This window comes from Gordonia sp. SID5947 (assembly GCF_009862785.1).
Classification (GTDB): Bacteria; Actinomycetota; Actinomycetes; order Mycobacteriales; family Mycobacteriaceae; genus Gordonia.
In genome coordinates, this window is record NZ_WWHU01000001.1 from 3,365,849 (window position 1) to 3,391,613 (window position 25,765).

Below are 25,765 nucleotides of genomic sequence, written 5' to 3' on the forward strand. Positions count from 1 at the left end.
CCAGACGGCACTCACGCGATCGTCCCGGCCTCGTGTAGACGGACAAGCGTCTCCGCGTCGTAGCCGAGGACCTCGCCGAGCACCTCGTCGGTGTGGGCGCCGGGTCGGCTCGCGCCGCCGAAACGAATGCCGCCGGCGGTGTCACTGAGCTTGGGGACCACCCCGACCCCCTTGACCGGCTCTGGGTCGTAGCCTTCGTCATCAGGTCCGAGCGACGGGTCGTCGTGATCGACGAACAGTTCCCGAGCACGGAACTGCGGGTCGACCATCACCTCGGCGACCGTGTTCACCGGCCCCGTGACGACCTGGAAGTCGTTGAGGATCGCGACGAGGTCGTCGGCGAGGTGGTCGGCGGCCCACGCGGCGATCATCTCGTCGAGCTCGTCCTGATGGTCACCGCGCGCGTTGTGATCGGCGTAGCGCGGATCGGTGCCCAGTTCGGGGCGGCCCATCGCCGCGGCCAGCCGCATCCAGAGAGTGTCCTGGTTCGCGGCGATGATCACCCACCGGCCGTCCTTCGACTTGTAGATGTTGGACGGCGCAACGCGTTCGAGCCGGGTGCCGGAAGCCTGCCGGACATGGCCGGTCTTGTGATAATCCGGCACCGTCGACTCCTGGATCGCCAGCGACGCCTCACTCAGCGCGGCGTCGACGACCTGACCGCGACCGGTCCGCTCGCGGGCGTACAGCGCGGCGAGCGCGCCTTGGAACGCGAACATGCCGCCGAGACTGTCGCCGAGTGACAACGCGATTCGGGGCGGAGCCTCGCCGGGGAACCCGTTGAGGTGACGCAGTCCGCTGATCCCCTCGGCGACCGAGGCATAGCCCGGACGCGCTGCGTAGGGACCGGTCTGCCCGTAACCCGACACCCGGACCAGGATCAGGCGAGGATTCAGCTCGCTCAGGACGCCGTAGTCGATTCCCCACCTCTCGAGCGTTCCGGGGCGGAAGCTCTCGACGACGACATCGGCGGTGCGTACCAGGTCGAGAAAGATCTCCCGGCCGGGGTCGGTCCGCAGATCCACACTGATGCACCGCTTGTTACGAGCGTGCACCCGCCAGAACAGCTTCTGACCGCCTTGGCCCCAGTCGCGCAATGGATCCGGCCGATCCGGCGCTTCGATCTTGATGACGTCGGCTCCCATGTCACCCAGGAGTCGTCCGCAATAGGGTCCCGCGATCAGTGTTCCGAGTTCGAGGACCCGAATCCCGGACAGCGCACCGGTCGCCACACCGCCGGCTGCTCCTGTGGCTGCGGTGCTCATCGATTGCCTCCTGGCTCGTCGGACGATGATGCGTCGGTGCGGGCCATCACCATTCCCCGCAATGTCGGTTTGACCACCTTGCCGGAAGCGTTGCGCGGCAACTCGTCCACCACGAGCACCTCCGTCGGCTTCTTGTAGCTGGCCAGCCTGCCCGCACAGAACTCGATCACGTCGGCGGGATCGGGCGGTGCCGAGCGATCGTCGGGCACCACGAAGGCCACCGGGGTCTCGCCCCAACGCTCGTGCGGCGCGCCGACGACGGCAGCATCGGCGACACCGGGGTGGGCGACCACGGCCTGTTCCACCTCGGCGCTGTAGATGTTCTCGCCACCCGAGATGATCATGTCCTTGAGGCGGTCGACCACGTAGAAGTAGCCGTCCGCATCCACGCGGACCAGGTCGCCGGAGTGGAACCAGCCACCCCGAAATGCGGCGGCCGTCGCCTCCGGCGCATTCCAGTAACCGACGGTGACACCCGGTCCGCGGTAGACGATCTCGCCGACCTCTCCCGCGGCGACGTCGACCATCTCATCGTCGACGACCCGGACCTCGACCAGCGGCACCGGCCTGCCGACCGAGCCGAGCTTCGCCCGGGATTCCGCACCGGTCACCACCAGGGTGATCGGCGACATCTCGGTCTGACCGAACGATGAGCAGATCGACGCCTCGGGGAAGGTCGCGGCCATCAGGTCGAGGGTGGCCGCGCGCGCCGGTTCCGCACCCCATGCCAGGCTGCGGAGCGCGAGCGCACGTGGTCGCTGCGCCTGCTCCTCGCATACCCGATGCCAGACGGTCGGCACCAGGAAGGCCGACGTCACCGCATGGGCGGCCAGCAGGTCGAGAAAGCTGCCCGGTTCGAACCGTCCGGTCTCGACGAGGACCATCGTGTGGCCCAGCACGAGGCTCGGGATGACGTGTCCGATCGACGCTATGTGGAAGAGCGGAGACGTCACGGCGGCGACCTCGTCCGGCTCGACCAGACGCAGCACACCGATCGCGGTCATCGTCTGGGTCATCAGGTTCTGGTAGGTGAGCATCGCCCCCTTGGGCTTGCCGGTGGTGCCCGACGTGTACATCACGAACGCCAACTCACCCAGATCGTCGGGGCCGACACCTTTGTCCGGCGCGCAGGACTCGAGGGCGCCCTCATAGCTCTGCGCTCCCTCTCCGCCGATCACCAGACACGGCATACCGCCCTCGATCACGCGGGTCTGTTCGACAACCGAGCGCACCGCTGTATCGGTGACGACGGCGACCGCCCCGGAGTCCGCGGCGATGTGATCGATCTCGGCGGGGGCCAGCCTGAAGTTCACCGGCACCAGGACGGCACCGAGCCTGTGTACGGCGACCAGCGTCTCGACGAACTCGGGCCGATTGGTCGTGACGAGCAGGACCCGATCACCGCGCTGCACGCCACGCTCGGCGAGAGCGGTGGCCAGGCGGCGGGTACGGTCGTCGAGTTCCGACCAGCTGATCGTCCGGGTGTCGAACACGAGTGCCGCGGCGTCGGGACACTGCGATGCGTGTCGCGCCACCTGCTGTACCCATTGCAGTGGCCGCCAAGGATTCTCGGGATGGGTGGGGTTCACGTTCTCTCTCTCAGTCCATTGCGGCTGCGACAGCCAGTTCGGCGGCTTCGACGAGCGCCGGATCGTAGGGGCACGATCGCCCGGAACATAGGTGACGTGCGCAAGGGCGCCCGTGTAGGCAAAGCTGCGACGGCGTTGGTGGAGTTCCCAGTACACCGGCCCGCCCCGACTGAGGCCGACGTCGATGCCGCTGAACGGCGCCATGCCCACGAGCATCGCGACGGATCGGATCTCGGCGACCACCACGCCGTTCACGTCCAGGGTCAGTGACCATCGGAAGTCGGGCTCGGCGACAGCGCTCAGACGCGCCAGTTGCCTTCCCGTGCTCAGCTCACTCGATGCCCCCACCACGTGCATCCGCCCGTACTCGTTGTAGCCCAGGTGGATTCGGCCGTCCTCGACGTAGATCACGTATCCGCCGCCCTGGTCCCCGTGTGAGAGCAACACGCCCTCGTCGCCGAACCAGGTGAAGTCGATGTCCGCGACGAAGTCCCGAAGCGCGATCAGCTGGTGGGCCCGATACCGCTCCAGCGTCGGCGTCCGCGGCAGCAGGCGAACCGGGTTCGTCAGCTCGTCCTCGTCCGGCCGGCGAACCGAATTCTCCTTGCGGCCACGGTCGTTGAGCGGGAACACGGTGTTCTCCCATGCCGCGCGCTCCCATGCGGCCGCCATGTCCGCGAGCCTGGCCGGCTCGCTCGCGGAGACGTCGACGAGCTCGTTCGGGTCGGATCGCAGGTGGTAGAGCTCCCACTCGGAATCATCGAACGGGGCGCCGGGGCGGTGCTGGGTGACCAGCTTCCAGCCGTCCCGGTAGTAGCCGCGGTTGCCACCGAACTCCGCATACTGCTCGAACCGTGTGCTGTCGGCATCCGGAGAACCGAGGACGCGACGAAAGCTCACTCCGTCGACCGATTGTGCGGGGCGGCCGTGGCGTTCGCCGGGCGACGACAGCCCGAGGAGATCCAGGATCGTCGGCGCGACGTCGGTGACGTACTGGTACTGCGTCCGTATGCCGTCCTCGTCCTGATCACGACGGAGCCCGCGAGGCCACGACATCAGGAAGGGGACACGAACCCCGCCGGCGAAGGTCTGGCCCTTGTAGAGACGGAAGGGCGTGTTGGACACCATGCCCCAGCCGCGGGGGTAGTGGACCATGGCACGCGGGCCCCCGATCAGTTCGGGGTCGCGGGCCACGTCGGCTTCCCAGTCACTCGGGATGCCGTCGAGATGGACGAAGCGGGAGAAGTAGCTACGGGTCCCCTCCACCCCGCCTTCCGTGGTGCCACCGTTGTCGGAGGTGAATACGATGATCGTGTTGTCGAGCTCGCCGAGCGCCTCGAGGGTGTCCATGACCCGGCCGACCGACTGGTCGACGCTGTCGACCATCGCCGCGTACACCTCCATGTACCGGGCATAGAGATCCCGCTCTTCGGCACTCAGGTCGTCCCACGCCGGTACGTCGAACGCCGCTTTGCCGCCGTCCCGCGGCGGTAGTGGCATGTCCGGCGGAAAGAGACCCTGTGCGATCTGGCGGGCATGCCGCGACCGTCGCAGCTCGTCCCATCCCGCCGCATACCGGCCGCGGTGGCGGTCGAGATCGTCCGGTTTCGCACCCAGCGGCCCGTGCATCGCGACATGGGAGAAGTACAGGAAGAAGGGCTTACGGGAATCGCTCGCGCGCAATCCCGTGATCATCTCGATCGCGCGGTCGGTGAGGTCATCGGTCAGGTAGTAGTCGTCCGGATAGTCGTCGCGGACGACCGGAGAGTTGTCCATGATCAGCCGGTTGGGGTGAAAGAAGCTGTTGCAGCCCTCGTTCGATCCGTAGAAGCGATCGAATCCGCGTTGCAGGGGCCACGTTCCCTTGTCGGCCGCGTCGTTCATCAGGGCATCGCGCGTCAGATGCCACTTGCCGATCCCGAACGTGGCATAACCCTGACCACGCAGGATCTCGGGGAGTGTCAGCACATCGTCGGCGATCTCCAACCGCATTCCCGGGAAACCCGGATCCGAGTTGGCGACCGAGCCGTAGCCCGCGCGATGAGGATTGAGCCCGGTGAGCAGTGCGGCCCGAGCGGGCGAGCAGACCGGCGTGGTGTGGTAGTTCGTCAACCGCACACCGGCGTCGGCCAGCCGATCCAGGTTGGGTGTCTCGATCTCCGAACCGAACGGACCGATGTCGCTGTAGCCCATGTCGTCGAGCAGGATCACGACCACGTTCGGGGCGCCCTCGGGCGCCCGTTGCTCGGCCGGCCAGTGCCGGTCCGACTCGGTGATGGTCCGGCCGATCCGGCCGGCGTGATCGTCGTAGCCCCGTGCATAAGGCGGCACGCCTCTGCGGTCGGGCGCGGCTTCTGCGGCCATCATCGTCCTCTCTGACGTGGGATACAATCGCGGTCTGCGATCGGGGATCGCCGGTGACCGACGTCTCGTTCAGTCTCGCCACCGTTGTGGACAACCTCATCAACCGGACAGGGTGATTGGTGTGAGCGCCGCTCCAGGATCCGACACGCTGCGTGCTGCCGACGATCTGCTGCCCGGCCATCTGGTGGCCGTCATCGCGCCCGCCGGGGCCGGCAAGACGACGTACCTCGCCACGATCGCCGATTCGATGCGCACACGTGGTCTCGATGCGGTGACCCTCGACGCGTTCATCAGCGGGCCGAGCAGTGTCCTCGAGGCGCTGGCCGGCGACACCGACGTGGTGTGCATCGATGACGCCCATGTCCTCGCACCCTCGGACGAACTGGACGCGGCGGTGGTCCGCCGCATCGGCGAGGGTCGGTGGACCGTGCTGGCCGGGCGCGACCAGGTGCCGGTCTCCTGGCGACGGTGGTCGGGCCGCGGTCAGGCCGTGGAGGTCGGATTCGCCGATCTGCTGCTCGATCCCGCGCAACTGGCCGCGCTGGTCGAAGCTGCCGGGATACCGGTCGACGACGTCGACGAACTGCACCGGCTCACCGCCGGCTGGGCCGCACCGGCCCTGCTGTGCGTGGAGGAGCGACGCCGCACCGGCAGCGACGACTGGTCGACCACGGACGCGGTGCGCTACGTGCGCAGCGAGGTGGTCGAGGCGCTGCCCGATCAGCTCCGCCGACTGCTCGATCGACTGGCCTTTCTGCCGTCGCTCGATGACGAGGTCGCGCGGGTCGCCCTCGAGTCGCGGCACGCGGCGACACTGCTCGACGATGCCGCGAGTCGCCAGTTGATGCTGTTGCGCACCCCCGGGTCCCCGCCGACGTTCCACCTGCCGCCGGTGGCCGCCGCCGCGCTGCGCGCGGACCCCCAGGGTCCAGATGCCGAGGAGCTGCGCGCGATCCGGCATTCGGTCTCGTTGCTGTACGAGCGGCGCGGCGAGTGGGATGATGCCGTGGCCCTGATGCTGGAGGCCACTCCGGAGCACGCGGTCAGGCAGCTGAGTCGCATGCTGGGCGCTCTGGAACCGTTGGGACGCACCAGCAACACTCTGACATGGTTCCGTCGGCTACCCCGCGATCTCCGTGCCCAGCCGTCGGGCGTGCTGGGACTGGCGCTGGCGCTGATCCAAGCCGGATACGTCTCGGAGGCCGAGGAACTGCTCGAGCGGTCCACCCCTCGATCCTGGAAGCGGCGTGACGAATTCGCGGAATTCCTTGTCGTACGCGCGATCGCCTACCGGGTGAGGTTCCGCCACACCGAAGCGATCGACGCCGCACAGAACGCGCTCGACGTGATCGCCGAGGGATTGATGTGCTCGGCGAGCCGCACGAACTTCTTGCGTCTGATCGCCGAAGAACAGATCAAAGAGGTCCGCGCCTGGCAGGGCGATCTCGATCCGGTCCAGGACATGTTCGGCGCTCGAAACGACGAAGCGCCACACGGCTATCGGGACGTGTCGCTCGTTCACGCCATGGGGATCACCGCCGTCGTGCTCTGCGAGGCAGGTAGGTTCGCGCAGGGTGCCGAGCGCGCACAGTCGACGCTCAATGTCGCGGCGCGGCGCGGTCTCGACGACTCGCACCTGACCACCGAGGCGCACCTGGCCCTCGGCCTGGTCGCCTCCGAACACGGTGATCTGGTCGAGGCCCGCGACCATTTCCAGCGCGCCCGAGACCTTGCCGAGACGGCACTGTTCCCGACCACCAGGGTGCGCATCGATCTTGCTCTGGCGGAGGTCCTCGGTCGGCTCGGCGACCGACAGGCGGCTCAGGAACAACTCGACAGCGTGGTCGAGGCCACGTGGGATACCGGAGACCCGGTGCTCCAGAGCCGGGTACTCGCGACGTCGGCCGTCATGCAGGCGCTGACCCGGGACGCCACCCAGCTCGCCAAGACGAGCCAGCGGCTACGTGGAGTCCAGGCCCCCGGGATGGCGGTCCGCGAACGGCTGCGCTGCGCGTTGGTCCTGGGCTCGACGGCCGATCTCTCAGCCATCGCCGCCGACCTCGACGCGGTCCATACCGCCGCCACCGACGTCGCCGCCGCCCTGTGCCGTGCACATGCGTGCCGCGACAAGGATCCGCAGGCCGCGACCGAGTACGTCCTCCATGCGTTGCGGCTCGCCGAGAAGGAGGAGATGTGGCACACCGTGCTGGACTTCGCGACCGGCCTCGAGTCGATCGTCGCGCGCGCCGCCGAGGCGACGGATCCGACGGCCGGTCCGACCCCGCGATTCACGCGCCGGGTGATCTCGCACCTGTCCCGTATGGCCGAGCAGAACCAGGTCCTCCTGAGCTCGCGGGAACTCGAGCTCGCGCGCTACCTCGACAGTCGGCTGACCAACGGCCAACTCGCCGAACAGCTTTTCATCTCGGAGAACACCGTCAAGACACACCTGCGGCACATCTACCAGAAGCTCGGCGTGGAGCAGCGCGACCAGGCGGTGCGCAAGCTCGAGGAACTCGGCATCATCCTCGACCGGTGAGTCGCGAGAAGCCGCAGATCACCGCCTCGCGGCCCTGCGGGCCTCTCTCTTGACCCGCTGCCGGGCGGGATCCGGAACAGGTGCCGCCGCGACCAGGCGTCGGGTGTACGCATGCTCCGCATGATCGTGCACCTCGCGGGCATCACCCCACTCGACGAGATCACCCTGGTACAGGACCGCGGTGCGGTTGCTCAGATGACGCACCACACCCAGGTCGTGCGCGATGAACAGATAGGCGACACCCATCTCCTGTTGCAGGTCGGCGAAGAGGTTCACGATCTGCGCCTGAGTCGACACATCCAACGCGCTGACCGCCTCGTCGGCCACGATCAGACGGGGCCGCGGAGCGAGGGCCCGGGCGATCGCGACCCGCTGTCGCTGTCCCCCGACAGTTCGCTCGGGTAGGAATGAGCCTGTCGCGCAGGTAGTCCCACCGCATCGAGGAGATCGTGGACCTGAGAGGTGATCTCCCGCCGATCGGTCGCGCCGAGGAGCCGGCGTATCGGCTCCGCGATCGTGGCGCCGATCGTCATGGTCGGGTTGAGCGAGCTCACGGGATCCTGGAACACGGCCTGCACGTTGTGGCGGTACCACTTCGTCGCCTGCCGATCAGTCGGCATCGGCCGGCCGTCGAAGGTGATCGATCCCGAGGTGACCGGCAGCAGCCCCAGGACGGCCTTGCCGATCGTGCTCTTTCCCGATCCCGACTCGCCGACCAATCCGACCGTCTCCCCTACACCCACGTCGAAACTGACGCCTTTGATCACCTCGGTGGGTGGGGTCGGGCGGAACAGCCGGCGCCGGCCGGGGTAGGAGATGTGGACGTCGTCGACCACCAAGAGCGGAGTGCGGTCCACGCTCGATGTCGCGGTCTGTCCAGAGGCCCGGGGGCTCATACTGTCTCCTTCTCAGGGATGGCGGGCACAGCCGAATCGACGAGGAGACAACGAACTTGGCGTCCGTCCCCGATTCGGACGAACGGTGGCTCGGTGGAACCGCAGCCGTCGACCGCCGCCGAGCAGCGACCGGCGAACACGCATCCGTCTCCGAGGGCCCCGGGTCGGGGAACCTGGCCCGGGATGGTGGGTAGCCGGTCCAGGTCGGCGCCGTCGTCGGGAGTGGCCGTCAGCAGAGCCCGCGTGTAGGGGTGACGCGGGTCCGTGAACAGGTCGTCGACCGAAGCCGTCTCCACGATCTCACCCGCATACATCACCGCGGCCCGATCACAGATGTCGGCGACGACCCCCAGATCATGGGTGATGAAGAGGATGCCGACGCCCAGATCGTTCTTGATGTCGATCAGCAGGTCGAGTACCTGGGCCTGGGTGGTGACGTCGAGAGCCGTGGTCGGCTCGTCGGCGATCAACATGTCCGGCTCACATGCCAGCGCGATGGCGATCACCACGCGCTGCGCCATGCCGCCGGAGAACTGGTGGGGGTAGTCCTCCACGCGGCGTTCCGGTTCGGGGACACCGACCCGCGCGAGCAGTCTGATCGCCTCGGCGCGCGCCGCTCGCCGGTCGACCCGACGGTGCAACCTGACGGTCTCCTCGAGCTGACGTCCCACGGTCATCGCCGGGTTCAGCGCCTTGCCGGGTTCCTGGAACACCATGGCGATCCTGGCCCCACGAACGTCTCGCCAGGCCTTCTCCGGTGCGCCGACGAGTTCTCTTTCGCCACAACGGATGTGACCGCTGACCGCGGCACCGGGTGGCAGCAACCCGATGCTCGCCAGTGAGGTCATCGACTTCCCCGACCCGGACTCCCCGACCAGTCCGACCACCTCACCGCGGCAGACGTCAAGGGAGACACCACGTAGCACCGGAACCGGGCCGTCGTCGCCGGGCAGGCTGACACGTAGGTTCCGCAGCGAGAGCACGGCTTCCGGCGCGGCGGCCTCGACCGGTTCGACAATGTTCGGGACAGCCTCTGCGGGTGCGGCTTTCGGTCGAGGACGAGCCGACCGCGGGTTCACCGAGGCCGCCAGTCCGTCGGCGACCAGATTGAACGCGAGCACGGTCAGCGTGATCATGACGCCGGGCACCACCGCGAGGAGCGGTTGCTGATAGAAGTACGTGCGCGCCTCGGACAGCATCACCCCCCAGGTCGCCTGCGGCGGCTGCACGCCCACACCGAGGAAGCTCAGCATCGCCTCGATGAGCAGCGCGACCCCGAAGTAGAGGGCGACCTCGACCAGCAGCGGGATCGCCACGTTTGGGAGCACGTACCGCATCATGACCGTCCCCGCAGGCGCACCGGAGAGCTGTGCGGCGGTGACGTAGAGCTCCTCGCGCGTCGAGAGCACCGAGCCGCGCACCAATCGCGCGATGCGAATCGCGAAGAGGATGCCGACCGCGAACATGGCCGTCACCAGACCCGGGCCGAGCGCTGCGATGATGGCGAGGGCGACGAGCATGCCAGGTAGCGAGAGGAAGACGTCGACGAGCCGCATCAGGATTCGGTCGGTGATGCCGCCCGCGTAACCGGCGACGAGACCGATCGGCACGCCCAGCACCACCGCGACCGTGATGGCCTCGAGACCGGCGATCATCGCGATCTGCGTTCCCTCGATGAGACGGCTCAGGGTGTCCCGGCCGAGCTGATCGGCGCCCAGCCAGTGGTTGCTCGAGAAGCCCGAGAACGCCGAGGCGAAGTCGGTCGCGTCGGGATCGTATGGGGTGATGATCGGGGCCAGCGCCGCGACGACGCACAACAGGATCAGGAATGCGGCGGCGCCCACCGCGACGTACCGGCGCCGGAAGCGCCGCCACAGTCCGGACGGCGCGGATGCGGAAGCCGCCGCATCCTCAGAGGTCGTCTTCTTCGTGTCGGTCATCATGCACGCACCCTCGGATCTGCGTAGGAGTAGATGAGGTCCACCAGGAGATTCACCAGGAGGACGACGACGGCGACCAGCAGGACCGTGCCCATGATGACCGGGTAGTCGCCGTTCTGGACTGCGGGTACGACCATGCCGCCGATCCCCGGCAAGACGAAGATCGCCTCGATCACGATCGACCCGCCCAGGATCGTGGCGGCCTGGAAACCGATGATCGTCGCGACCGGACCCCAGCAGTTGCGCAGCACGTGTCGCCGGATGAGCGGAAGGCCGTGCATGCCCTTTGCGCGCGCGGTTCGGACATAGTCGGACTCCAACGCCACGATCATCGCGGCCCGCATCTGGCGCGCGACCGATGACGCGGCCGTCGCACCCAGGGCCAGGCTCGGCAGGATCAGGCACTGCAGCCAGCCGATCACGCTGTCGGAAGGGGCGACGTATCCACCGGCCGGAAGCCAGCCGAGGCGGACCCCGATCCACAGTGAGAGCAGCATGGCGATCCAGAAGCCGGGTAGCGCGAGGGCCACCGACGTCAGCACGGTGATGGCCCGATCGACCAGACCCCCTGGTCGCAGTGCGGCGAGGACTCCGCCCGACACTCCGGCGACGACGGCGACGAGCAGTCCCCCGATCGTCAGGGCCAGCGTCACGGGGAACCGTTTGGCCAGCGAGGTGCCGACCGACGAGTTGTCGATGAAGGACTTCCCGAAGTCACCGGAGAAGATCCCACCGAGCCAATGGACGTATTGGGCGACGAGGCCCTGGTCGAGCCCCAGCTCACTCTTCTTGGCCGCGACCGCCTGGGGTGTGGCCGCATCTCCCAGGATCGTCGCCGCCGTGTCCCCGCCGGCCAAGGCCAACATCAAGAACGTGACGAGCGAGACCAAGAACAGCATGGGGACCAGCCAGATGAGCCGGTCGAGCACCATCTTGTACACATGATTCCTTTCGGTTGCGCCCGACTGTGACGTCCGGACGCTCTCAACAGGCGCGGGCGTCCTGCTCAGGCAGGCGTGACGTCGCGGATGTAGAAGGCCGACGTGATGCCGGTCCAGGCGGCCACGGCGGTGACCGCCGACGGGTCATAGCCGATGAGCGTTTCGTATCGCGCGATCGGAATGATCCAGCCGGTGTCGTAGACGTCTCGCATGAGATCGGCGTAGGCCGATTTCATGGCGTCGGGATCGTCCATACTTCGTGCCGCCTTCTGCGCCGCTGCATCGATACCGCGATCGACGTGGTGGTAGGGGTTGTAAGGCGCGTTCGCCGCCAGGTACTTGGCGTAGATGCTCTGCGGATCGCGATCCGGGATGTAGGTGTAGACCGCCGGGTAGTCGCCACCGGTGATCCCCACGATGTCTTGTCCGGGCGCGACGTTCTCGAGCTGGAGCCGAACACCGATGTCGCTCAACATCGATTTCAGCGCGAGGTTCCCGATGCTGAACGAACCCCACGTCTCGCTCCCGATGGTCACCGTGTCCACGCCCGCCTCGGCCAGCAGTTTCCGGGCACGCGCGACGTCGCGCTTCGGCGCGTGATACCCGTCGAGATGGCCCGGCCCCTCGGTGAAGAGCTGATCGGCAGGTTCCCCGTAGCCACCGTTGATCTTCGAGACGAAGATGTCTCGGTCGACGGCCAGTGCGATCGCCTGACGCACCTTCTCCTTCGCGAGGGGTGTCAGCTTCTTCCCGCCCGCATCGAGGATGACGAAGCTCTGCACATATGCGGGGGCCGTCGCGACATCGAAGTCGTCACCGATGCTGACGGCCTGTGACGGTGTCAGGTAGGCGACGTCCACCTGATGCGACCGCAGCGCGTTCGCGCTGGCCACCTCGTCGGCCGTGATGTTGCCGACGACCCGCGCGAAATGGGCACTCCGGGCCTGCCACGACGTCGGGTTCGGTTCGAAGGTGTACTTCGTATCCTTTTGCGAGGCATGGCGATCGAGCACATAGGGGCCGGTACCCGCCGGCGCTCCGGCCTGCAATTGCTCCGCCGGAACCCTCGGACTGACCATCAGGCCGGGTATTCCCGCGAGCTGATGGACCAGATTCGGGGCCGGCCGGGCCAGGCGGAAGACCACGTGCGAGGAATCGACGACGTCGACCGCGGAGATCAGCTTCAGCACCGGCGACGTCCCGGTCTGAGCCTGCTGCTTCTCGATGTTCCATTTCACCGCCTGCCCGTCGAAAGGGGTTCCGTCGGCGAACGTGACACCGGTGGCCAGAGTCATGGAGAGCGAGTCGGCCGACAGATTCCATGACCGGGCGAGGTCTCCGACGATCGCTCCGTGGGCGTCGGTCGTCATCAAGCCGTCGTAGAGCAACGAGTACCACCCATAGGCGAACGCGCGCGTCTCCGGGTGCGGATCCCAGGTTCGGGGCCCGATGGGCATGCTGAAGTGGAGCTCGTCGTCGGGGTGGCTGCTGACGCCGCGACCACACGCGGTGAGCATCAGCGCGGCGACCACCACCGCGAACCAGCACAGGCAGCGTCTCATCGAAACCTCTCCTCGTTCCCACTCGAGATGTGATGCGATCAGCTTGTAGCCAACGCGTGTGAGTGCAATCACCTTTGCGGGGTGATTGGGCTCTCACCCCGTTGGGGCGCTGTCGGTGCGCGGCCCGGAAACGCCGAAAGCCTCGTGGCGACTGTTGTCGCCACGAGGCCCGGGAGGATCGTGTCTACCGCGTCGGTCAGCGCATCATGGAACCCAGCATCCTGCGATGGTCCTCACTGTGGAAGCTGAGGCCTTCCATCGCCAGCGACGCGGTGAGCACCTGTTCCAGCTGCTGGCGCATCAGCAGATTGACCGACGACTTGGTGAACTCGACGGCCAGGCGCGGCCCCTCGGCCAGTCGGTGCGCCATGGCGTATGCGCTGTCCAGGACGTCTCCGGCAGGCACCGCGTGATTGACCAGCCCCATGTCCGCGGCCTGCCGGCCGGTCAATCGGTCGCCGGTCATCAGGAACTCCTTGGCGCGGTGGGGCCCCACGAGCATCGGCCAGAGGGCCGCACCGCCGTCTCCTGCCACCACCCCGATCCCGACGTGCGGGTCGGCGATGACGGTGTCCTCACCCACATAGACCACGTCGGCGAGCAGCGCGATCGTGCAGCCCAGTCCGATGGCCGCACCCGTGACGGCGCTGACGACCGGCTGCCTCGTGCCCATGATCGACCGGACCAGATCTGTTCCCACACGCAGGATCTCGGAGTACCCCTCACCGGTCGGGGCCTGTTCGGCCAACCAGTCGAAGTTTCCCCCGGCGCAGAACGCCTTTCCGGCCGGATCTCCGGTGAGGACCACTGCGCGGATGGCTCCGTCGCGATGAATGGCCGCGAACACGTCGTCGATCTCGGCATGCATGTCATGGTCGATGGCGTTGCGGTGCTCCGGATTCGACAGTTCGACGGTGGCAATCGAATCGTCCACGCTGAGCCGGATACGCCGATAGCTGCCGTCGCCGAGTCGGCCGGCCAGCCGCTCGGTGAGGCCGGTGGGTGGGGAGTCGGTCATGTCATTCCTTCACGTGATGGGGATGAGGAGCGCCTGAGCTCCCTCTTGAGGACTTTCCCGCTGGCATTTCGGGGCAGTTCGGAAACGACCTCGACCGAGCGCGGCACCTTGAACCCGCCGAGCCGGGTACGGGCATGGGCGATGACGTCGGTGGTACTCGCCGTCGAACCTGCGCCGAGCACGACCACGGCATGGACCTGCTCACCCCACTCGTCGCTCGGGACGCCGATGACGGCCGCCTCGACGACGTCTGGGTGGTCGACGAGGGCGGCCTCCACTTCGGCGGGAAAGACGTTCTCGCCGCCGGTGACGATCATGTCCTTGACCCGATCGACGACGAAGAGGAACCCACGCTCGTCGAATCGACCGACGTCGCCCGTCCGGTACCAGCCATCGCGATCAATCACCTCGGACGAGGCGCCGTCGGCCGTCCAATAGCCGGGGAACAGTTGCCGCCCGCGCACGGTGATCTCGCCGGCCCCGCCCATCGGCACCTCCGCACCGGCGGCGTCGAGCAGACGTACGTCCCACTCGGCGAGCGGGTGACCTGCACTCGCGAGACGGGAGTCGGGTTGCAGGTGGTCCTCCGGTGTCAGCATCGAAACCGGGCTCTGCGCCTCGGTCATGCCGTAGACCTGGCGCAGCCCGCATCCGAAGACCTCGAGCGCGGTGGCCACCATCGCGGGGTCGGCCGGCGCAGTGCCGTACCAGACCTCACGGAGTGTTCCCAGGCGCGGCGCCGCCGACCGACCGTTGACGGCCTCGAGTACCCGCCGCATGGTCACCGGGGGCAGGTGACCGAACGTGACGCCGTGCCGCTCGACGTCGTCGAGCCACTGTTCGGGGTCGAACGCCTCGCGCAGAATGGTGTGCCCGCCACTCATGAGTGCGGTGAAGATCTCCTGCAGTCCGGCGAGATGGAACAGCGGGGTGAACCGCAGATGCACATCCTGCTCGGTGATTCCCACCATCTCGCTGAGACGGCCACAGCCCCAGATATGTCCGGCGTAGGTCAGCGGGATGACGCGCGGCAGACCGGTGGTGCCACTCGTGTGCAGCAGAGCGAAGGTCTCCTGATCCGGCAGCGGTAGCGACTGCGGCGGCTGCTGCTGCTGCTGAGCGAGATCGTGGGAGGTGGGTGCGGCCGGGCCACCCGCGCGGTGGTCGAGCACCACTGGTCGACCTGCCGGACACACCGCGGCCGCGTTGCCCATGAACGCCTCGTCTGCGACGACCGCCACCGGCTCGGCGAGGTGACCCAGCTCGGTCAGTTCGACCGGCGTGAGGCGCCAGTTCAACATCATCGGCATCGCACCGGTGGCGGCGATCCCGATCGTGTTCACCACCAGTTCGATGCTGTTGCGACCGAGGACGGCGACCACGTCACCCGGCCCCACGCCTGCTGCCGACCACCCCGCCGAGTTCGCGGCGATCCGGTCGTGCAGCTGGTCGAAGGTGACGGTGTCGGACCGGTCGTCGGTGATCGCAGGGAGATCCGGTGTCCGCGCCTTGCGGTCGCGGATCATCTCCTGCCAGTTCCGACAGCGGAGCCCAGACAGGGTTTCGCCAGAAAGGGTTTCGCCGGACAGGGTTCCGTCAGGCGGCACTCAGCTCACCCAACCGTTGTCGGTCATCCATTCCGAGATCCGGGTGACCGCTTGGGCCAACTGCTCACGCTGATCCTTCCCGGCGTAGTAATGGGTCGCGCCCTTGATCTCGCACAGTTGCGCTTCGGTGTTCGTGAAACCTTCGTAGAGCCGACGGGTGTGGCTCGGCGTGCACGCGTCGTCGGCGGTGTTGCCGATCACCAGGACCGGGACATGTACGCCGGCCGCCGACCGCACGCCGTCTGCGTTGGCATCGTCGTAGCTCCACTGCGACAACCATCCACGCAGGCTGCAGTACCGCGCGAGGCCGACGGGACTCATGTTGACGGTCTGCGGATCGCCCATATAGCAGGTTCCCGGCTCCCTGTCGTTGGGATCCAGGCTCGGGTCCAGCCAGCGTGGGTCCGCCATGGTGCCGTGCACCACGAAAGCGAATTCGTCGTCCGGCCGCGGGCCTGCTTTCACCTGGGCGAGTTTGTCTTTCACCCATGCGGTGATCCGGCGGTTGCGGGCGATCTGCGCCTCCCGGTAGCGGCGCACGAAGTCCTCGCTGTAGGGAGGCTGCTCGGGATTGGCCGGGTCGTAGATGTCCAGTGACGGGTCGCGGTCGGCAGGGTTCGCCTCATCGAGGATGGATGCGTCCATCCACTCGGTCATCGTCACGTGGCGCGACACATGGGCGGCGAGCAGCATCAGGCCGTCGGCAGGGATCAGGTCGAGTGCGGTCAGATCCGGCCCCTCCCCCGCCGGGGTGGAGGTGACCGTCGGGTGCTCGGCCTGCGACTGATAGAAGACCGACAGCGACCCGCCCCCGGACCAGCCGGCCAGAACCACCTTCTGGTAGCCGAGGGTTTCCTTGGCGTAGCGGATACACGCTCCGAGGTCCTCGACCACCTTCTCCATGATGAGCGCGTAGTCGGCGCCCCGGTAGCGGGAATTGCAGTAGATGACGTGGTGTCCGGCGCGGGCCAGGGCATTCGTCATCGGCAGGTAAGCGCCTCCCCCGATGGGGTGCATGAAGACGATCACGGTGTCGGAGTCGGCCTCCGGCCGCAGCAGGTGCCCTTCGAGTGCGACGTTCTCCCCGGTACCGCCGTAGGTGTCGCGGGCCGTCGAGGAATCCGGGAAGACGACGAGGAACGGCGAACGCTCGTAGGTCTTCGCCGCGGGGGTGGATGTGTTCATCGTTGTGCCTCGCTGATCTTTCGCACTTCGGGGTTGACGGTCAGTGGCTTGCGGCAATCGATCGACATGACCGACCAGTTCACGCGGTCGTACTCGGCGAACTTGCGGCGTGCCCGGGCGCGTGCCCGTTCCGGTGGGCCGTGGTGGATGCCCTGTGGGGCATGGGACAACAGCCCCGGTGGCATCTGGACGCCGAACAGATCACCGGAATGGAACAGTGCGACCTCGTCGTAGTCGGCGTTGCGGTGGAACCACGGCAGCCGCTCGACACCGTTGCGTGCCTCGGCCGGCCGCGGCAGGAAGTTGAGCACCACCACGCCTTCTGCCTTCAGGAACATCTGGGCGGTCGGCGGGAGATGCACCGATTCGGATCCGATCGGGTTGTAGTCCCGGATGTTGTACTTGAAGGGGAAATAGTCACCCTTCCAGCCCCGAACGTCGAACGGATGATGTTGGTAGACAAGCCAACCGCATTCGTCGCGGCGCGTGAGCCGGACGCGCCATTCGGGGCCACCGTCGGAATGCACCTCCGGTTCCGGGACGAAGACGACCGACGAGTCGAACGGATGGTGGCGTCCGAGGACGCCGGGCGGAGGGGTGCGGAATTCTTCGACCGCCTCGATGATGAGGAATGCCTGCTCCTCGCCTGCCGCCGGCAGATGTCGGTAGGTGACGGCCTTCGGCAGCAGCACCCAGTCGCCGGGCTCGTAGGGGATGGTCCCGAACTCGGTCTGGAATTCCCCGGTGCCCCGATGGACGAACCACAGTTCGTCGCCGCCGATGTTGCGGGCGAAGAACGGCATCGGCTGACTGCGGCGAGAGAGCAGAAAGCGGACGTCCTCGTTGGAGAACAACACCAACGGCGCGCCATCGGCATCGGTGAGGTCGGTCGGCTCGAGGTCGTCCACGAGCACATCCGTCATCGAGATCGGGCCCTCCGCGCGATACTGCGTCGGATCGTTGTCGTGATAGAGCTGCGCTTGCCGACCGACAAATCCCTGACGACCTAGCTCCTCGTCCTTGAGACCGTCGAGGTCACGGTGGACGTGCACGGGCGTCGTGCCCTTGCGGAACTGGACAAAAGACTCCATTGATGGCTCCTTGCTGGTGCGCAGCCGGTGGCGCGCTTCATGGATTGGCGAAGGGGGACGGCCGCTCGTGTCTCATCTGGTCGGGCCGGTGCCCGGTTCAACACTGCGATTCCTCCCGGAAGTGGTCGTCGATCGGTCTCTTCGATCAAAACCGAGCCTCGACGCCCTGCAATCACCCTGCGGGTATGACGTTCCGGCGGGCACGTCCCGTGATCCACTCACCCCGCCGTCGGTACGCACGACAACCGAGAGCCGGTCACGTGGTCGACTCGGCGCGCACTCGTGGGCTCAGCCTGGCCGAGATCGGTCTTCTGGGCGGTCAGCGGGCGTGATTCGTCGCCATCGGCCGTACGCGAACGACCGATGGCGACGGCACGTGGGAGCAGGTGTTGTTCGCCGCCTCAAACACCCAGCGCAGCACCCGTCAGCGGCGGATGCGCTGCGAGTGTCTGATTTTCTTCTTCTCTGAAAGCCCTTGCGCGGGAAAGAAACCGAACGCCTTCAGGAGCCTCGAGACTGAACCCGGCGCCGCGGCCCTTCACCACGTCGAGGATCAGCTGGGTGTGTTTCCACAACTCGAACTGGTCGCCGTTGATCCACACCCGCACATCGGGAATCGGTTCCGGGAGGGCGATCTCGCCGACGAGGACGTCGCGCTGCCCGACGCGGAACTCCCCGACGGGGTAACACATCGGGGCCGAGCCGTCACAGCATCCACCGGACTGGTGGATCATGAGTCCGCCGTGCAGCTCTGACAGTTTCGTCAGAAGCTGCACGGCGGCATCTGTGGCGACCACCCGATCAGGAACCTGTTGGTCCGACACGGGTATCACCTCTGCTTTCTCGTTGTCGTCCGGCCCGCACCGATCAGAAGAAGCCCTTGGCGTTCTGAGCGTAACCAACCAGCAGGTTCTTCGTCTGCTGATAGTGCTCGAGCATCATCAGGTGGTTCTCCCGGCCGATGCCCGACTGCTTGTAACCGCCGAAGGCCGCGTGCGCCGGGTAGTCGTGATAGGTGTTGGTCCACACCCGGCCGGCCTGGATCTCCCGGCCCGCCCGATACGCGGTCGCACCGTCACGGGTCCACACGCCTGCACCGAGTCCGTACAGGGTGTCGTTGGCGATGCCGATGGCCTCGGAGTAGTCCTTGAAGCTGGTCACCGCCAGGACCGGACCGAAGATCTCCTCCTGGAAGATGCGCATCTGATTCTTGCCACCGAAGACGGTCGGCTTGATGTAGTAGCCACCCGACAGGTCGCCACCGAGATCGGCGATCTCGCCACCGACCAGGACCTCCGCACCTTCTTCCTTGCCGATGGCCAGATAGGAGTTGATCTTCTCGAACTGGTCGTTGGAGGCCTGCGCGCCCATCATGGTGTCGGTGTCGAGCGGGTTGCCCTGCTTGATCTGCTTCACCCGGTCGATTGCCTTGCCCAGGAAGTCGTCGTAGATGTTTTCCTGGATCAGTGCACGGCTCGGGCAGGTGCAGACCTCGCCCTGGTTGAGCGCGAACATCGTGAATCCTTCGAGCGCCCGGTCGAGGAAACCGTCGTCGGAGCTCATCACATCGTCGAAGAAGATGTTCGGGCTCTTGCCACCGAGTTCCAGCGTCACCGGGATCAGGTTCTCGGATGCGTACTGCGCGATCAGACGCCCGGTGGTGGTCTCACCGGTGAACGCGATCTTGCGGATGCGGTTGCTCGAGGCGAGCGGCTTGCCTGCCTCCACGCCGAAGCCGTTGACCACGTTCACCACACCCGCCGGGAGCAGATCCGAGATCAGGCTCATCACGTACAGGATCGACGCGGGTGTCTGCTCCGCAGGCTTCAGCACGACGGCGTTGCCCGCGGCGAGGGCGGGAGCGAGCTTCCACACCGCCATCAGGATCGGGAAGTTCCACGGGATGATCTGACCGACCACGCCGAGCGGCTCGTGGAAGTGATAGGCGACGGTGTCCTCGTCGACCTCGGAGATGGAGCCCTCCTGCGCGCGCAGTGCGCCGGCAAAGTAGCGGAAATGATCCACCGCGAGCGGGATGTCGGCGGCGAGGCACTCGCGAACGGCCTTGCCGTTGTCCCACGATTCCGCGACGGCGATCTTCTCGAGGTTCTCCTCGATGCGGTCGGCGATGCGCAGGAGCACCAGGGATCGCTCGGCGACCGACGTCTTGCCCCACTGGGGCGCGGCCTTGTGCGCAGCATCCAGCGCGAGGTCGATGTCCTCGGCGGTCGACCGGGCGACCTCGCAGAACGTCTTGCCGTCCACCGGTGACGGATTCTCGAAATACTGGCCCTTCACCGGCGGGGTCCACTGACCACCGATCCAGTTGTCGTAACGGGACTCGTAGCTCATCACCGATCCATCGGTGCCCGGCTTCGCGTAGACGGTCATCTGGTGCTCCTCAGTGTTGTCCGATCGAGGTGTCTGGGTTGTCGCATGCGCCACGTGATGAACCACATGTGATCTGCTACACACACTACGAGGGAGCCGGTTGCACCTACGTTGCAGCCGGGTACACAACGTTGCAACGATCCGTATGCACTGGTCACCAGGGCTTTTTCGGGATGCGGACATCGTTCGATGACTTAGGCCGCAAGCTTGGGCAGACTGGAGAACATGACCTTCACCGCACGAGATTTCCCTGTCCGTATCGGCGTCCAACTCCAGCCGCAGCATGCTCCTCGGTATTCGATGATCCGCGACGCCGTCCGGCGCGCCGAGGACATGGGCGTCGACATCGCCTTCAACTGGGACCACTTCTATCCGCTCTACGGCGATCCCGACGGTGAACACTTCGAGTGCTGGACGATGCTGGGAGCCTGGGCCGAACAGACGAGTCGCGTGGAGATCGGCGCACTCGTCACCTGCAATTCGTACCGGAACCCCGAGTTGCTGGCCGACATGGCACGCACGGTCGACCACATGTCCGACGGCAGGCTCATCCTCGGCATCGGGTCGGGTTGGTTCGAGAAGGACTATGACGAGTACGGCTACGACTTCGGTACCGCGGGCAGCCGGCTCGACGATCTCGGCGCGTCGTTGCCTCGGATCAGTGCCCGGCTCGGCAAGCTCAATCCGGCGCCGACTCGCGACATACCGGTCCTGATCGGGGGCGGTGGCGAGAAGAAGACGCTGCGTCACGTCGCCGAGTACGCGAACATCTGGCACTACTTCGTCGATGTGCCGAGCTACGAACGCAAGTCCGGGATCCTCGCCGACCACTGTGAGAAGGCCGGGCGGGATCCGAACGCCATCGAACACTCCGCCGGTGTGCAGGGGAAGACCCCCGACGACGCCATCCGCGAGGCCGAGCAACTCGTGGCCGCCGGGATCTCGTTGATCACCGTCGGGTCGTCGGGACCCGACTACGATCTCAGCGTCCTCGAAGCGGTCTGCAAGTGGCGGGATTCGCAGAACAGCTGACCGACACCCGATGACCGGGCCGCGCCGGCGCGTCGGGCCGTCCGGATAGATTGGAGCCCATGCTTTCCACCGCACGGTTGCTCTCGTCACCCCGATGGAAGTCCCGACTCGCCGGCGCCCGCGCTGCCACGGCTGTCATCCGTCTCGGCCTCGTCGTCCTGGCCGCCGCAACAGCGCTGGTCGGCCCGGCGCTCGTCGCCGGCCTCGGCGGGTCGGCGCACGCCGAACCGCCGTCACGGCTGCCCACACAGGTCGTCGACTCGGCCAATGTGCTGACCACCGCGCAGCGCGATCGCCTGCAGAATTCGATCGATCAGCTCTACACCGATCACGAGGTACAGCTCTGGGTGGTCTACGTACGGGACTTCGGCGGGCTCACCGCCCAACAATGGGCGGAGCAGACCGTGGCCGAGAGCAACCTCGGCGACCGAGACGTGCTCCTGGCGGTGGCCGCCGACGACCGCGCGTACTACTTCGACTCACCCGAGTCGATCGACGGCCTCGATCAGGACGCACTCGACGACATCGCCCGCGGCGACATCGTGCCGGCCCTGAAGAACAGCGACTGGGCGGGAGCCGGACAAGCCGCCGTCACCGGGATCTCCGACGCCATGACGCCGTCGCACACGGGCGCGATCACCGCCGCGGCCGTCGGTGGTGTCGTCGTGGTCGGTGGCGCCGGCGCCCTCTTCTACACCCGGCGGCGCAAGCGCAGGCAGATCGACGCCGGCCTCGAGGCCATGCGCGAACAGGAACTCACCGGAGATCAACTCATCGCCCAACCGCTCGAGGTGCTCGATCCCTGGTCGCGCGAGGTCCTCACCGACACGGACAACGCGATCCGGACCAGTGAGGAGGAGTTGCAGCTCGCGGTGAGTGAGTTCGGTGACACGGAGACGACGCCCTTCTCCGACGCGTTGACGAAGGCCAAGAAGGGACTCGCCGAATCGTTCGTGCTGCGCCAGCGCCTCGACGATGCGATTTCGGAGACCCCCGACGAACAGCGGTCCATGCTCGTCCAGATCATCACCACGTGCACCGATGTCGACGCCGCTCTCGACGCGCAGGTGGAGAGCTTCGACGCGATGCGCAACCTGCTCATCAACGCCGACTCCCGATTGGCCGAGTTGACCCAGAAGATCGTTGCCGTGCGGGCACGGATCGAGCAGTCCCAGAATCAGCTCGACACGCTGATCGCCGAGCACGGGGAGACGGTGCTGGCCTCGATCACCAACAACATCACCCTCGCCCACGAGGAGCTGGACTTCGCCGAGCACAGTGCCGACCAGGGCCGAGAAGCAGCCGAGGCCCCGGCGGGCGAGCAGGGACCGGCGGTCGCCGCGATCCGTTCGGCCGAGGGCGCACTCGAGCAGGCGAACAGGTTGCTCGACGCGATCGACAACGCCGACCGCAACATCGCGGCCGCTCACTCCCGGATGCCCGCATTGATCGACGAGGTGGAGGGCGAACTGACCGAGGCCGCGGCACTCACCGCCGATGGTGGCCCCGCCCTGGCGACCGCGGTGTCGTCGGCGACAGAGGCGCTCTCGGCCGCCCGCTCCGGCTTCGCCGACGACCCACTGGGCACCTTCACCGCGCTCATCGACGCCGACGCCGAACTCGACCGGGCCCTCGATTCCGCACGATCGGCTTCCGCAGAGCGCCGGCGCCGCTCCGAACTGCTCACCGCCGCGATGACTTCGGCCCACGCGAAGGTCTCCGCTGCGAGCGACTTCATCTCGACCCGACGCGGCGCGATCCAGTCGATCGCCCGCACCCGGTTGTCCGAGGCACAGCGGCTCCTGCAGGAAGCAGACGAGGCCTCGGCCACGGATCCGGCCAAGGCGTCCGACGCGGCGCGACGGGCCGGTTCACTCGCCGACCAGGCGCTGATGGCCGCCCAGGGCGACGTCGCCCAGTGGCACCAGAATCAGCAACCACATCAGACCGGCGGTTCGGTCACCGGGGCCGTACTCGGCGGCATCCTCGTCGACAGCTTCCTCCGCGGCGGGATGGGCGGGGGCCGTGGTTGGGGCGGCGGATTCGGGGGCGGTGGCTACGGGAGTGGCGGCCGCAGCCCGGGCTCCTTCGGCGGGTCGGGTACCTCAGGTCGGATCGGCGTCGGCGGGCGCTTCTGACACGCCCTGGTCGTCCGGTGTTCACGCGCTGATCCACACGGGTTTCCTTTCCCTCCCTAACGTTCGGGCAGTTCTCGATTCAGCCCACAGAGAGCGTCCCGGGGAGGGTCCACGTGCGTATTCCGTTGCAGCTGTTCGCGTCGTCCGGAGAGGATGTCGGCCGGTCGGCACGTGCCCACGTGACCTGCCGGTACAAATGCGGCGAAGCCTGCTGGCATCAGCCCGGCAACACCAGCGACAACCCCTACTTCCGGGATCTGTTGCGCGCCGGCGCCTCCCGCCGGGCTGTGCTCCGCTCATCGGCCGGTGCGGCCATCGCACTCGGCGCGACGTCGCTGCTCGCGGCGTGCGGCTCGGACGATGCCGGTGGCACCGACAGTTCGGCCGTCCCCGACGGCACTCCCCCGCCCGGGATGAACTTCGATCCGGTCGTGCCCAATACCGAAGATGCCCTGGTGATTCCGGATGGCTACACCCAGCGGACGGTGATCCGCTGGGGTGATCCGGTGATCCCGGGCGCGCCTGCGTTCGATTTCGCGAATCAGACGCCCGAGGCGCAGGCGAAGCAGTTCGGCTACAACAACGACTTCGCCGGGCTGATCCCCGTCGACGGAGTGGCCAACCACCACTACCTCGTGTGCAACCAGGAGTACACGACCGAAGAGTTCATGTTCACCGGCTACAAGCCGAAGGAGCCCACCGAGCAGCAGGCGCTGATCTCGATGGCGGCGCACGGGATCACGGTCGTCGAGGTCGCGGCGACGCCCGGCACCGGCGCTTTGACGCCCATTGTGGGACAACGGAACCGCCGCATCACCGCATCCACGCCGATCCGACTGACCGGCCCCGCCGCGGGCAGCGAGTTCGTGACGACCTCCGCCGATCCGGCGGGCACCACCGTGCTGGGCACCATCGCCAACTGCTCTGGCGGGCTCACCCCCTGGGGCACCATGCTCTCCGGCGAGGAGAACTACAACAACTACTTCGCCAACGCGAGCAGTGTCACCGATGCGGCCGCCAAGGACCGGCTCGATCGGTACAGCTTCGAAGACGACGCCGATTACCACCAGTGGGCCCGATTCGACAAGCGTTTCGATCTCGCCCGGGAACCCAACGAGGCCAACCGGTTCGGGTATGTCGTGGAGGTCGATCCGCATGATCCGGCTTCGATGCCGGTCAAGCACAGCGCACTCGGACGGCTCAAACACGAGTCCGCGACGATTCATGTGGTGTCGTCGGGCCCCGATGCCGGTACCGTGGTGGCCTACAGCGGAGACGACGAACGGTTCGAGTACATCTACAAGTTCGTGTCGTCCCGCCGGATCAAGACCGGCCTGTCGCAGACGGCACGCACACACAACCTGGGCATTCTCGACGAGGGAACGCTGTACGTGGCGTCGTTCACCGGAAACGAACCGGACGCGATCGACGGCAGCGGAAAGCTCCCGCCCAGTGGATCATTCGCCGGACGCGGGGTATGGCATCCACTGCTCACCGTCGGCGCCGACGGTACTTCGCGTTCCCACGTCGATGGCATGAACCCCGCGGAGGTCGCGGTGTTCACCCGCGTCGCGGCCGACAAGGCAGGCGCCACCAAGATGGATCGCCCCGAGGACATCGAACCGCACCCGCGTACCGGCAAGGTCTATTGCGCATTGACCAACAACAGCAAGCGCGGCACCGAGGGCAAGGCCGGCGCCGACAGCGCCAATCCGCGCAACGAGAACAAGAACGGCCAGGTCATCGAGATCACCGACAACCACGCCGGCACCGACTTCACCTGGGATCTGCTGCTCGTCTGCGGTGACCCCGCGGAGGCCGACACATACTTCGGCGGCTTCGACAAGACCAAGGTCAGTCCGATCTCCTGCCCTGACAACGTCGCGTTCGATCCGCACGGGAACCTGTGGATCTCCACCGACGGCAACGCACTCGACACCAACGACGGGCTGTTCGCCGTCGCCCTCGACGGCGATCGCCGCGGTGAGACCAAGCAGTTCCTGACGGTACCGATGGGCGCCGAGACGTGCGGGCCGATCATCGACCGCGACCGAGTGCTGGTGTGCGTGCAGCATCCGGGCGAACTCGACGACCACTCCGCCGACAATCCGGCTTCGCATTGGCCGGACGGCGGCACGAGCCAGCCCCGACCAGCGGTGGTCGCCATCTGGCGCGACGGCGGTTCGCCGATCGGCGTCTGAGGACCG

At 66.9% G+C, this 25,765-nt stretch carries 17 protein-coding genes; 4 read left to right on the forward strand and 13 right to left on the reverse strand.

The window, feature by feature from the left end:
• Positions 1-11: 11 nt before the first annotated feature.
• The gene (locus GTV32_RS15495; RefSeq protein ID WP_161061075.1) at positions 12-1,265 is read right to left on the reverse strand and encodes a CoA transferase; all 1,254 of its coding nucleotides are present in this window, start codon (positions 1,263-1,265) and stop codon (positions 12-14) included.
• Positions 1,262-5,218 carry an AMP-binding protein gene (locus GTV32_RS23510; protein ID WP_237421552.1) on the reverse strand — a complete coding sequence of 1,319 codons (3,957 nt, stop codon included), beginning with the start codon at positions 5,216-5,218 and terminating at the stop codon, positions 1,262-1,264. Before GTV32_RS23510 ends, GTV32_RS15495 begins: the two co-directional genes overlap by 4 nt.
• Before the next feature lie 121 nt (positions 5,219-5,339).
• On the opposite strand from GTV32_RS23510, the gene GTV32_RS24090 reads away from it, so the two are divergent.
• Positions 5,340-7,757 (forward strand): LuxR C-terminal-related transcriptional regulator, encoded by a 2,418-nt coding sequence (locus GTV32_RS24090; RefSeq protein WP_161061076.1) that lies wholly within the window; start codon positions 5,340-5,342, stop codon positions 7,755-7,757.
• An 18-nt stretch (positions 7,758-7,775) separates the two neighbouring features.
• On the opposite strand, the gene GTV32_RS23520 is transcribed toward GTV32_RS24090, so the two are convergent.
• The 11 genes from GTV32_RS23520 to GTV32_RS15560 form a co-directional block, all read right to left on the reverse strand.
• The gene (locus GTV32_RS23520) at positions 7,776-8,120 is read right to left on the reverse strand and encodes an ABC transporter ATP-binding protein (RefSeq protein WP_343287451.1); all 345 of its coding nucleotides are present in this window, start codon (positions 8,118-8,120) and stop codon (positions 7,776-7,778) included.
• Positions 8,087-8,653 (reverse strand): ATP-binding cassette domain-containing protein, encoded by a 567-nt coding sequence (locus tag GTV32_RS23525; RefSeq protein ID WP_237421554.1) that lies wholly within the window; start codon positions 8,651-8,653, stop codon positions 8,087-8,089. Before GTV32_RS23525 ends, GTV32_RS23520 begins: the two co-directional genes overlap by 34 nt.
• A complete protein-coding gene (locus GTV32_RS15520) occupies positions 8,650-10,596 on the reverse strand; it encodes a dipeptide/oligopeptide/nickel ABC transporter permease/ATP-binding protein (RefSeq protein WP_161061077.1) in 1,947 nt (648 codons plus the stop codon). The genes GTV32_RS23525 and GTV32_RS15520 overlap by 4 nt, the downstream gene beginning before the upstream one ends.
• Positions 10,593-11,525 (reverse strand): ABC transporter permease, encoded by a 933-nt coding sequence (locus tag GTV32_RS15525; RefSeq protein ID WP_237421883.1) that lies wholly within the window; start codon positions 11,523-11,525, stop codon positions 10,593-10,595. Before GTV32_RS15525 ends, GTV32_RS15520 begins: the two co-directional genes overlap by 4 nt.
• A gap of 74 nt (positions 11,526-11,599) precedes the next feature.
• On the reverse strand, positions 11,600-13,096 hold the full coding sequence (locus GTV32_RS15530; RefSeq protein WP_161061079.1) for an ABC transporter substrate-binding protein: 1,497 nt from the start codon (positions 13,094-13,096) through the stop codon (positions 11,600-11,602).
• Between the two features lie 196 nt (positions 13,097-13,292).
• On the reverse strand, positions 13,293-14,114 hold the full coding sequence (locus GTV32_RS15535; protein ID WP_161061080.1) for an enoyl-CoA hydratase/isomerase family protein: 822 nt from the start codon (positions 14,112-14,114) through the stop codon (positions 13,293-13,295).
• Positions 14,111-15,640: an AMP-binding protein gene (locus GTV32_RS15540; RefSeq protein WP_161061081.1), complete on the reverse strand. Its 1,530-nt coding sequence runs from the start codon at positions 15,638-15,640 to the stop codon at positions 14,111-14,113. Before GTV32_RS15540 ends, GTV32_RS15535 begins: the two co-directional genes overlap by 4 nt.
• Positions 15,641-15,721: 81 nt before the next feature.
• On the reverse strand, positions 15,722-16,906 hold the full coding sequence (locus tag GTV32_RS15545) for an alpha/beta hydrolase (protein WP_161061082.1): 1,185 nt from the start codon (positions 16,904-16,906) through the stop codon (positions 15,722-15,724).
• Entirely contained in the window at positions 16,903-17,997 is a 1,095-nt protein-coding gene (locus GTV32_RS15550) for a homogentisate 1,2-dioxygenase (RefSeq protein WP_161061083.1), read from the reverse strand. Before GTV32_RS15550 ends, GTV32_RS15545 begins: the two co-directional genes overlap by 4 nt.
• A 401-nt stretch (positions 17,998-18,398) precedes the next feature.
• Positions 18,399-18,821 carry a DUF779 domain-containing protein gene (locus tag GTV32_RS15555; RefSeq protein WP_161061084.1) on the reverse strand — a complete coding sequence of 141 codons (423 nt, stop codon included), beginning with the start codon at positions 18,819-18,821 and terminating at the stop codon, positions 18,399-18,401.
• A 43-nt stretch (positions 18,822-18,864) separates the two neighbouring features.
• The gene (locus GTV32_RS15560; protein ID WP_161061085.1) at positions 18,865-20,388 is read right to left on the reverse strand and encodes an aldehyde dehydrogenase family protein; all 1,524 of its coding nucleotides are present in this window, start codon (positions 20,386-20,388) and stop codon (positions 18,865-18,867) included.
• A gap of 225 nt (positions 20,389-20,613) precedes the next feature.
• Between GTV32_RS15560 and GTV32_RS15565 the strand changes: the two genes are divergently transcribed.
• From GTV32_RS15565 to GTV32_RS15575, 3 genes are all read left to right on the forward strand, one after another.
• The gene (locus GTV32_RS15565; protein ID WP_161061086.1) at positions 20,614-21,420 is read left to right on the forward strand and encodes an LLM class F420-dependent oxidoreductase; all 807 of its coding nucleotides are present in this window, start codon (positions 20,614-20,616) and stop codon (positions 21,418-21,420) included.
• A 59-nt stretch (positions 21,421-21,479) separates the two neighbouring features.
• On the forward strand, positions 21,480-23,558 hold the full coding sequence (locus GTV32_RS15570) for a TPM domain-containing protein (RefSeq protein WP_161061087.1): 2,079 nt from the start codon (positions 21,480-21,482) through the stop codon (positions 23,556-23,558).
• Positions 23,559-23,671: 113 nt separating this feature from the next.
• Positions 23,672-25,759 (forward strand): PhoX family phosphatase, encoded by a 2,088-nt coding sequence (locus tag GTV32_RS15575; RefSeq protein ID WP_161061088.1) that lies wholly within the window; start codon positions 23,672-23,674, stop codon positions 25,757-25,759.
• The last annotated feature ends 6 nt before the right edge of the window (positions 25,760-25,765 follow it).

Coding starts and splice junctions, on each gene's coding strand:
- GTV32_RS15495 (WP_161061075.1), bottom strand. CDS start 1,265: ATGAGCACCGCAGCCACAGGAGCAGCCGGCGGTGTGGCGACCGGTGCG.
- GTV32_RS23510 (WP_237421552.1), bottom strand. CDS start 5,218: ATGGCCGCAGAAGCCGCGCCCGACCGCAGAGGCGTGCCGCCTTATGCA.
- GTV32_RS23525 (WP_237421554.1), bottom strand. CDS start 8,653: ATGAGCCCCCGGGCCTCTGGACAGACCGCGACATCGAGCGTGGACCGC.
- GTV32_RS15520 (WP_161061077.1), bottom strand. CDS start 10,596: ATGATGACCGACACGAAGAAGACGACCTCTGAGGATGCGGCGGCTTCC.
- GTV32_RS15525 (WP_237421883.1), bottom strand. CDS start 11,525: ATGGTGCTCGACCGGCTCATCTGGCTGGTCCCCATGCTGTTCTTGGTC.
- GTV32_RS15530 (WP_161061079.1), bottom strand. CDS start 13,096: ATGAGACGCTGCCTGTGCTGGTTCGCGGTGGTGGTCGCCGCGCTGATG.
- GTV32_RS15535 (WP_161061080.1), bottom strand. CDS start 14,114: ATGACCGACTCCCCACCCACCGGCCTCACCGAGCGGCTGGCCGGCCGA.
- GTV32_RS15540 (WP_161061081.1), bottom strand. CDS start 15,640: ATGATCCGCGACCGCAAGGCGCGGACACCGGATCTCCCTGCGATCACC.
- GTV32_RS15545 (WP_161061082.1), bottom strand. CDS start 16,906: ATGAACACATCCACCCCCGCGGCGAAGACCTACGAGCGTTCGCCGTTC.
- GTV32_RS15550 (WP_161061083.1), bottom strand. CDS start 17,997: ATGGAGTCTTTTGTCCAGTTCCGCAAGGGCACGACGCCCGTGCACGTC.
- GTV32_RS15560 (WP_161061085.1), bottom strand. CDS start 20,388: ATGACCGTCTACGCGAAGCCGGGCACCGATGGATCGGTGATGAGCTAC.
- GTV32_RS15565 (WP_161061086.1), top strand. CDS start 20,614: ATGACCTTCACCGCACGAGATTTCCCTGTCCGTATCGGCGTCCAACTC.
- GTV32_RS15570 (WP_161061087.1), top strand. CDS start 21,480: ATGCTTTCCACCGCACGGTTGCTCTCGTCACCCCGATGGAAGTCCCGA.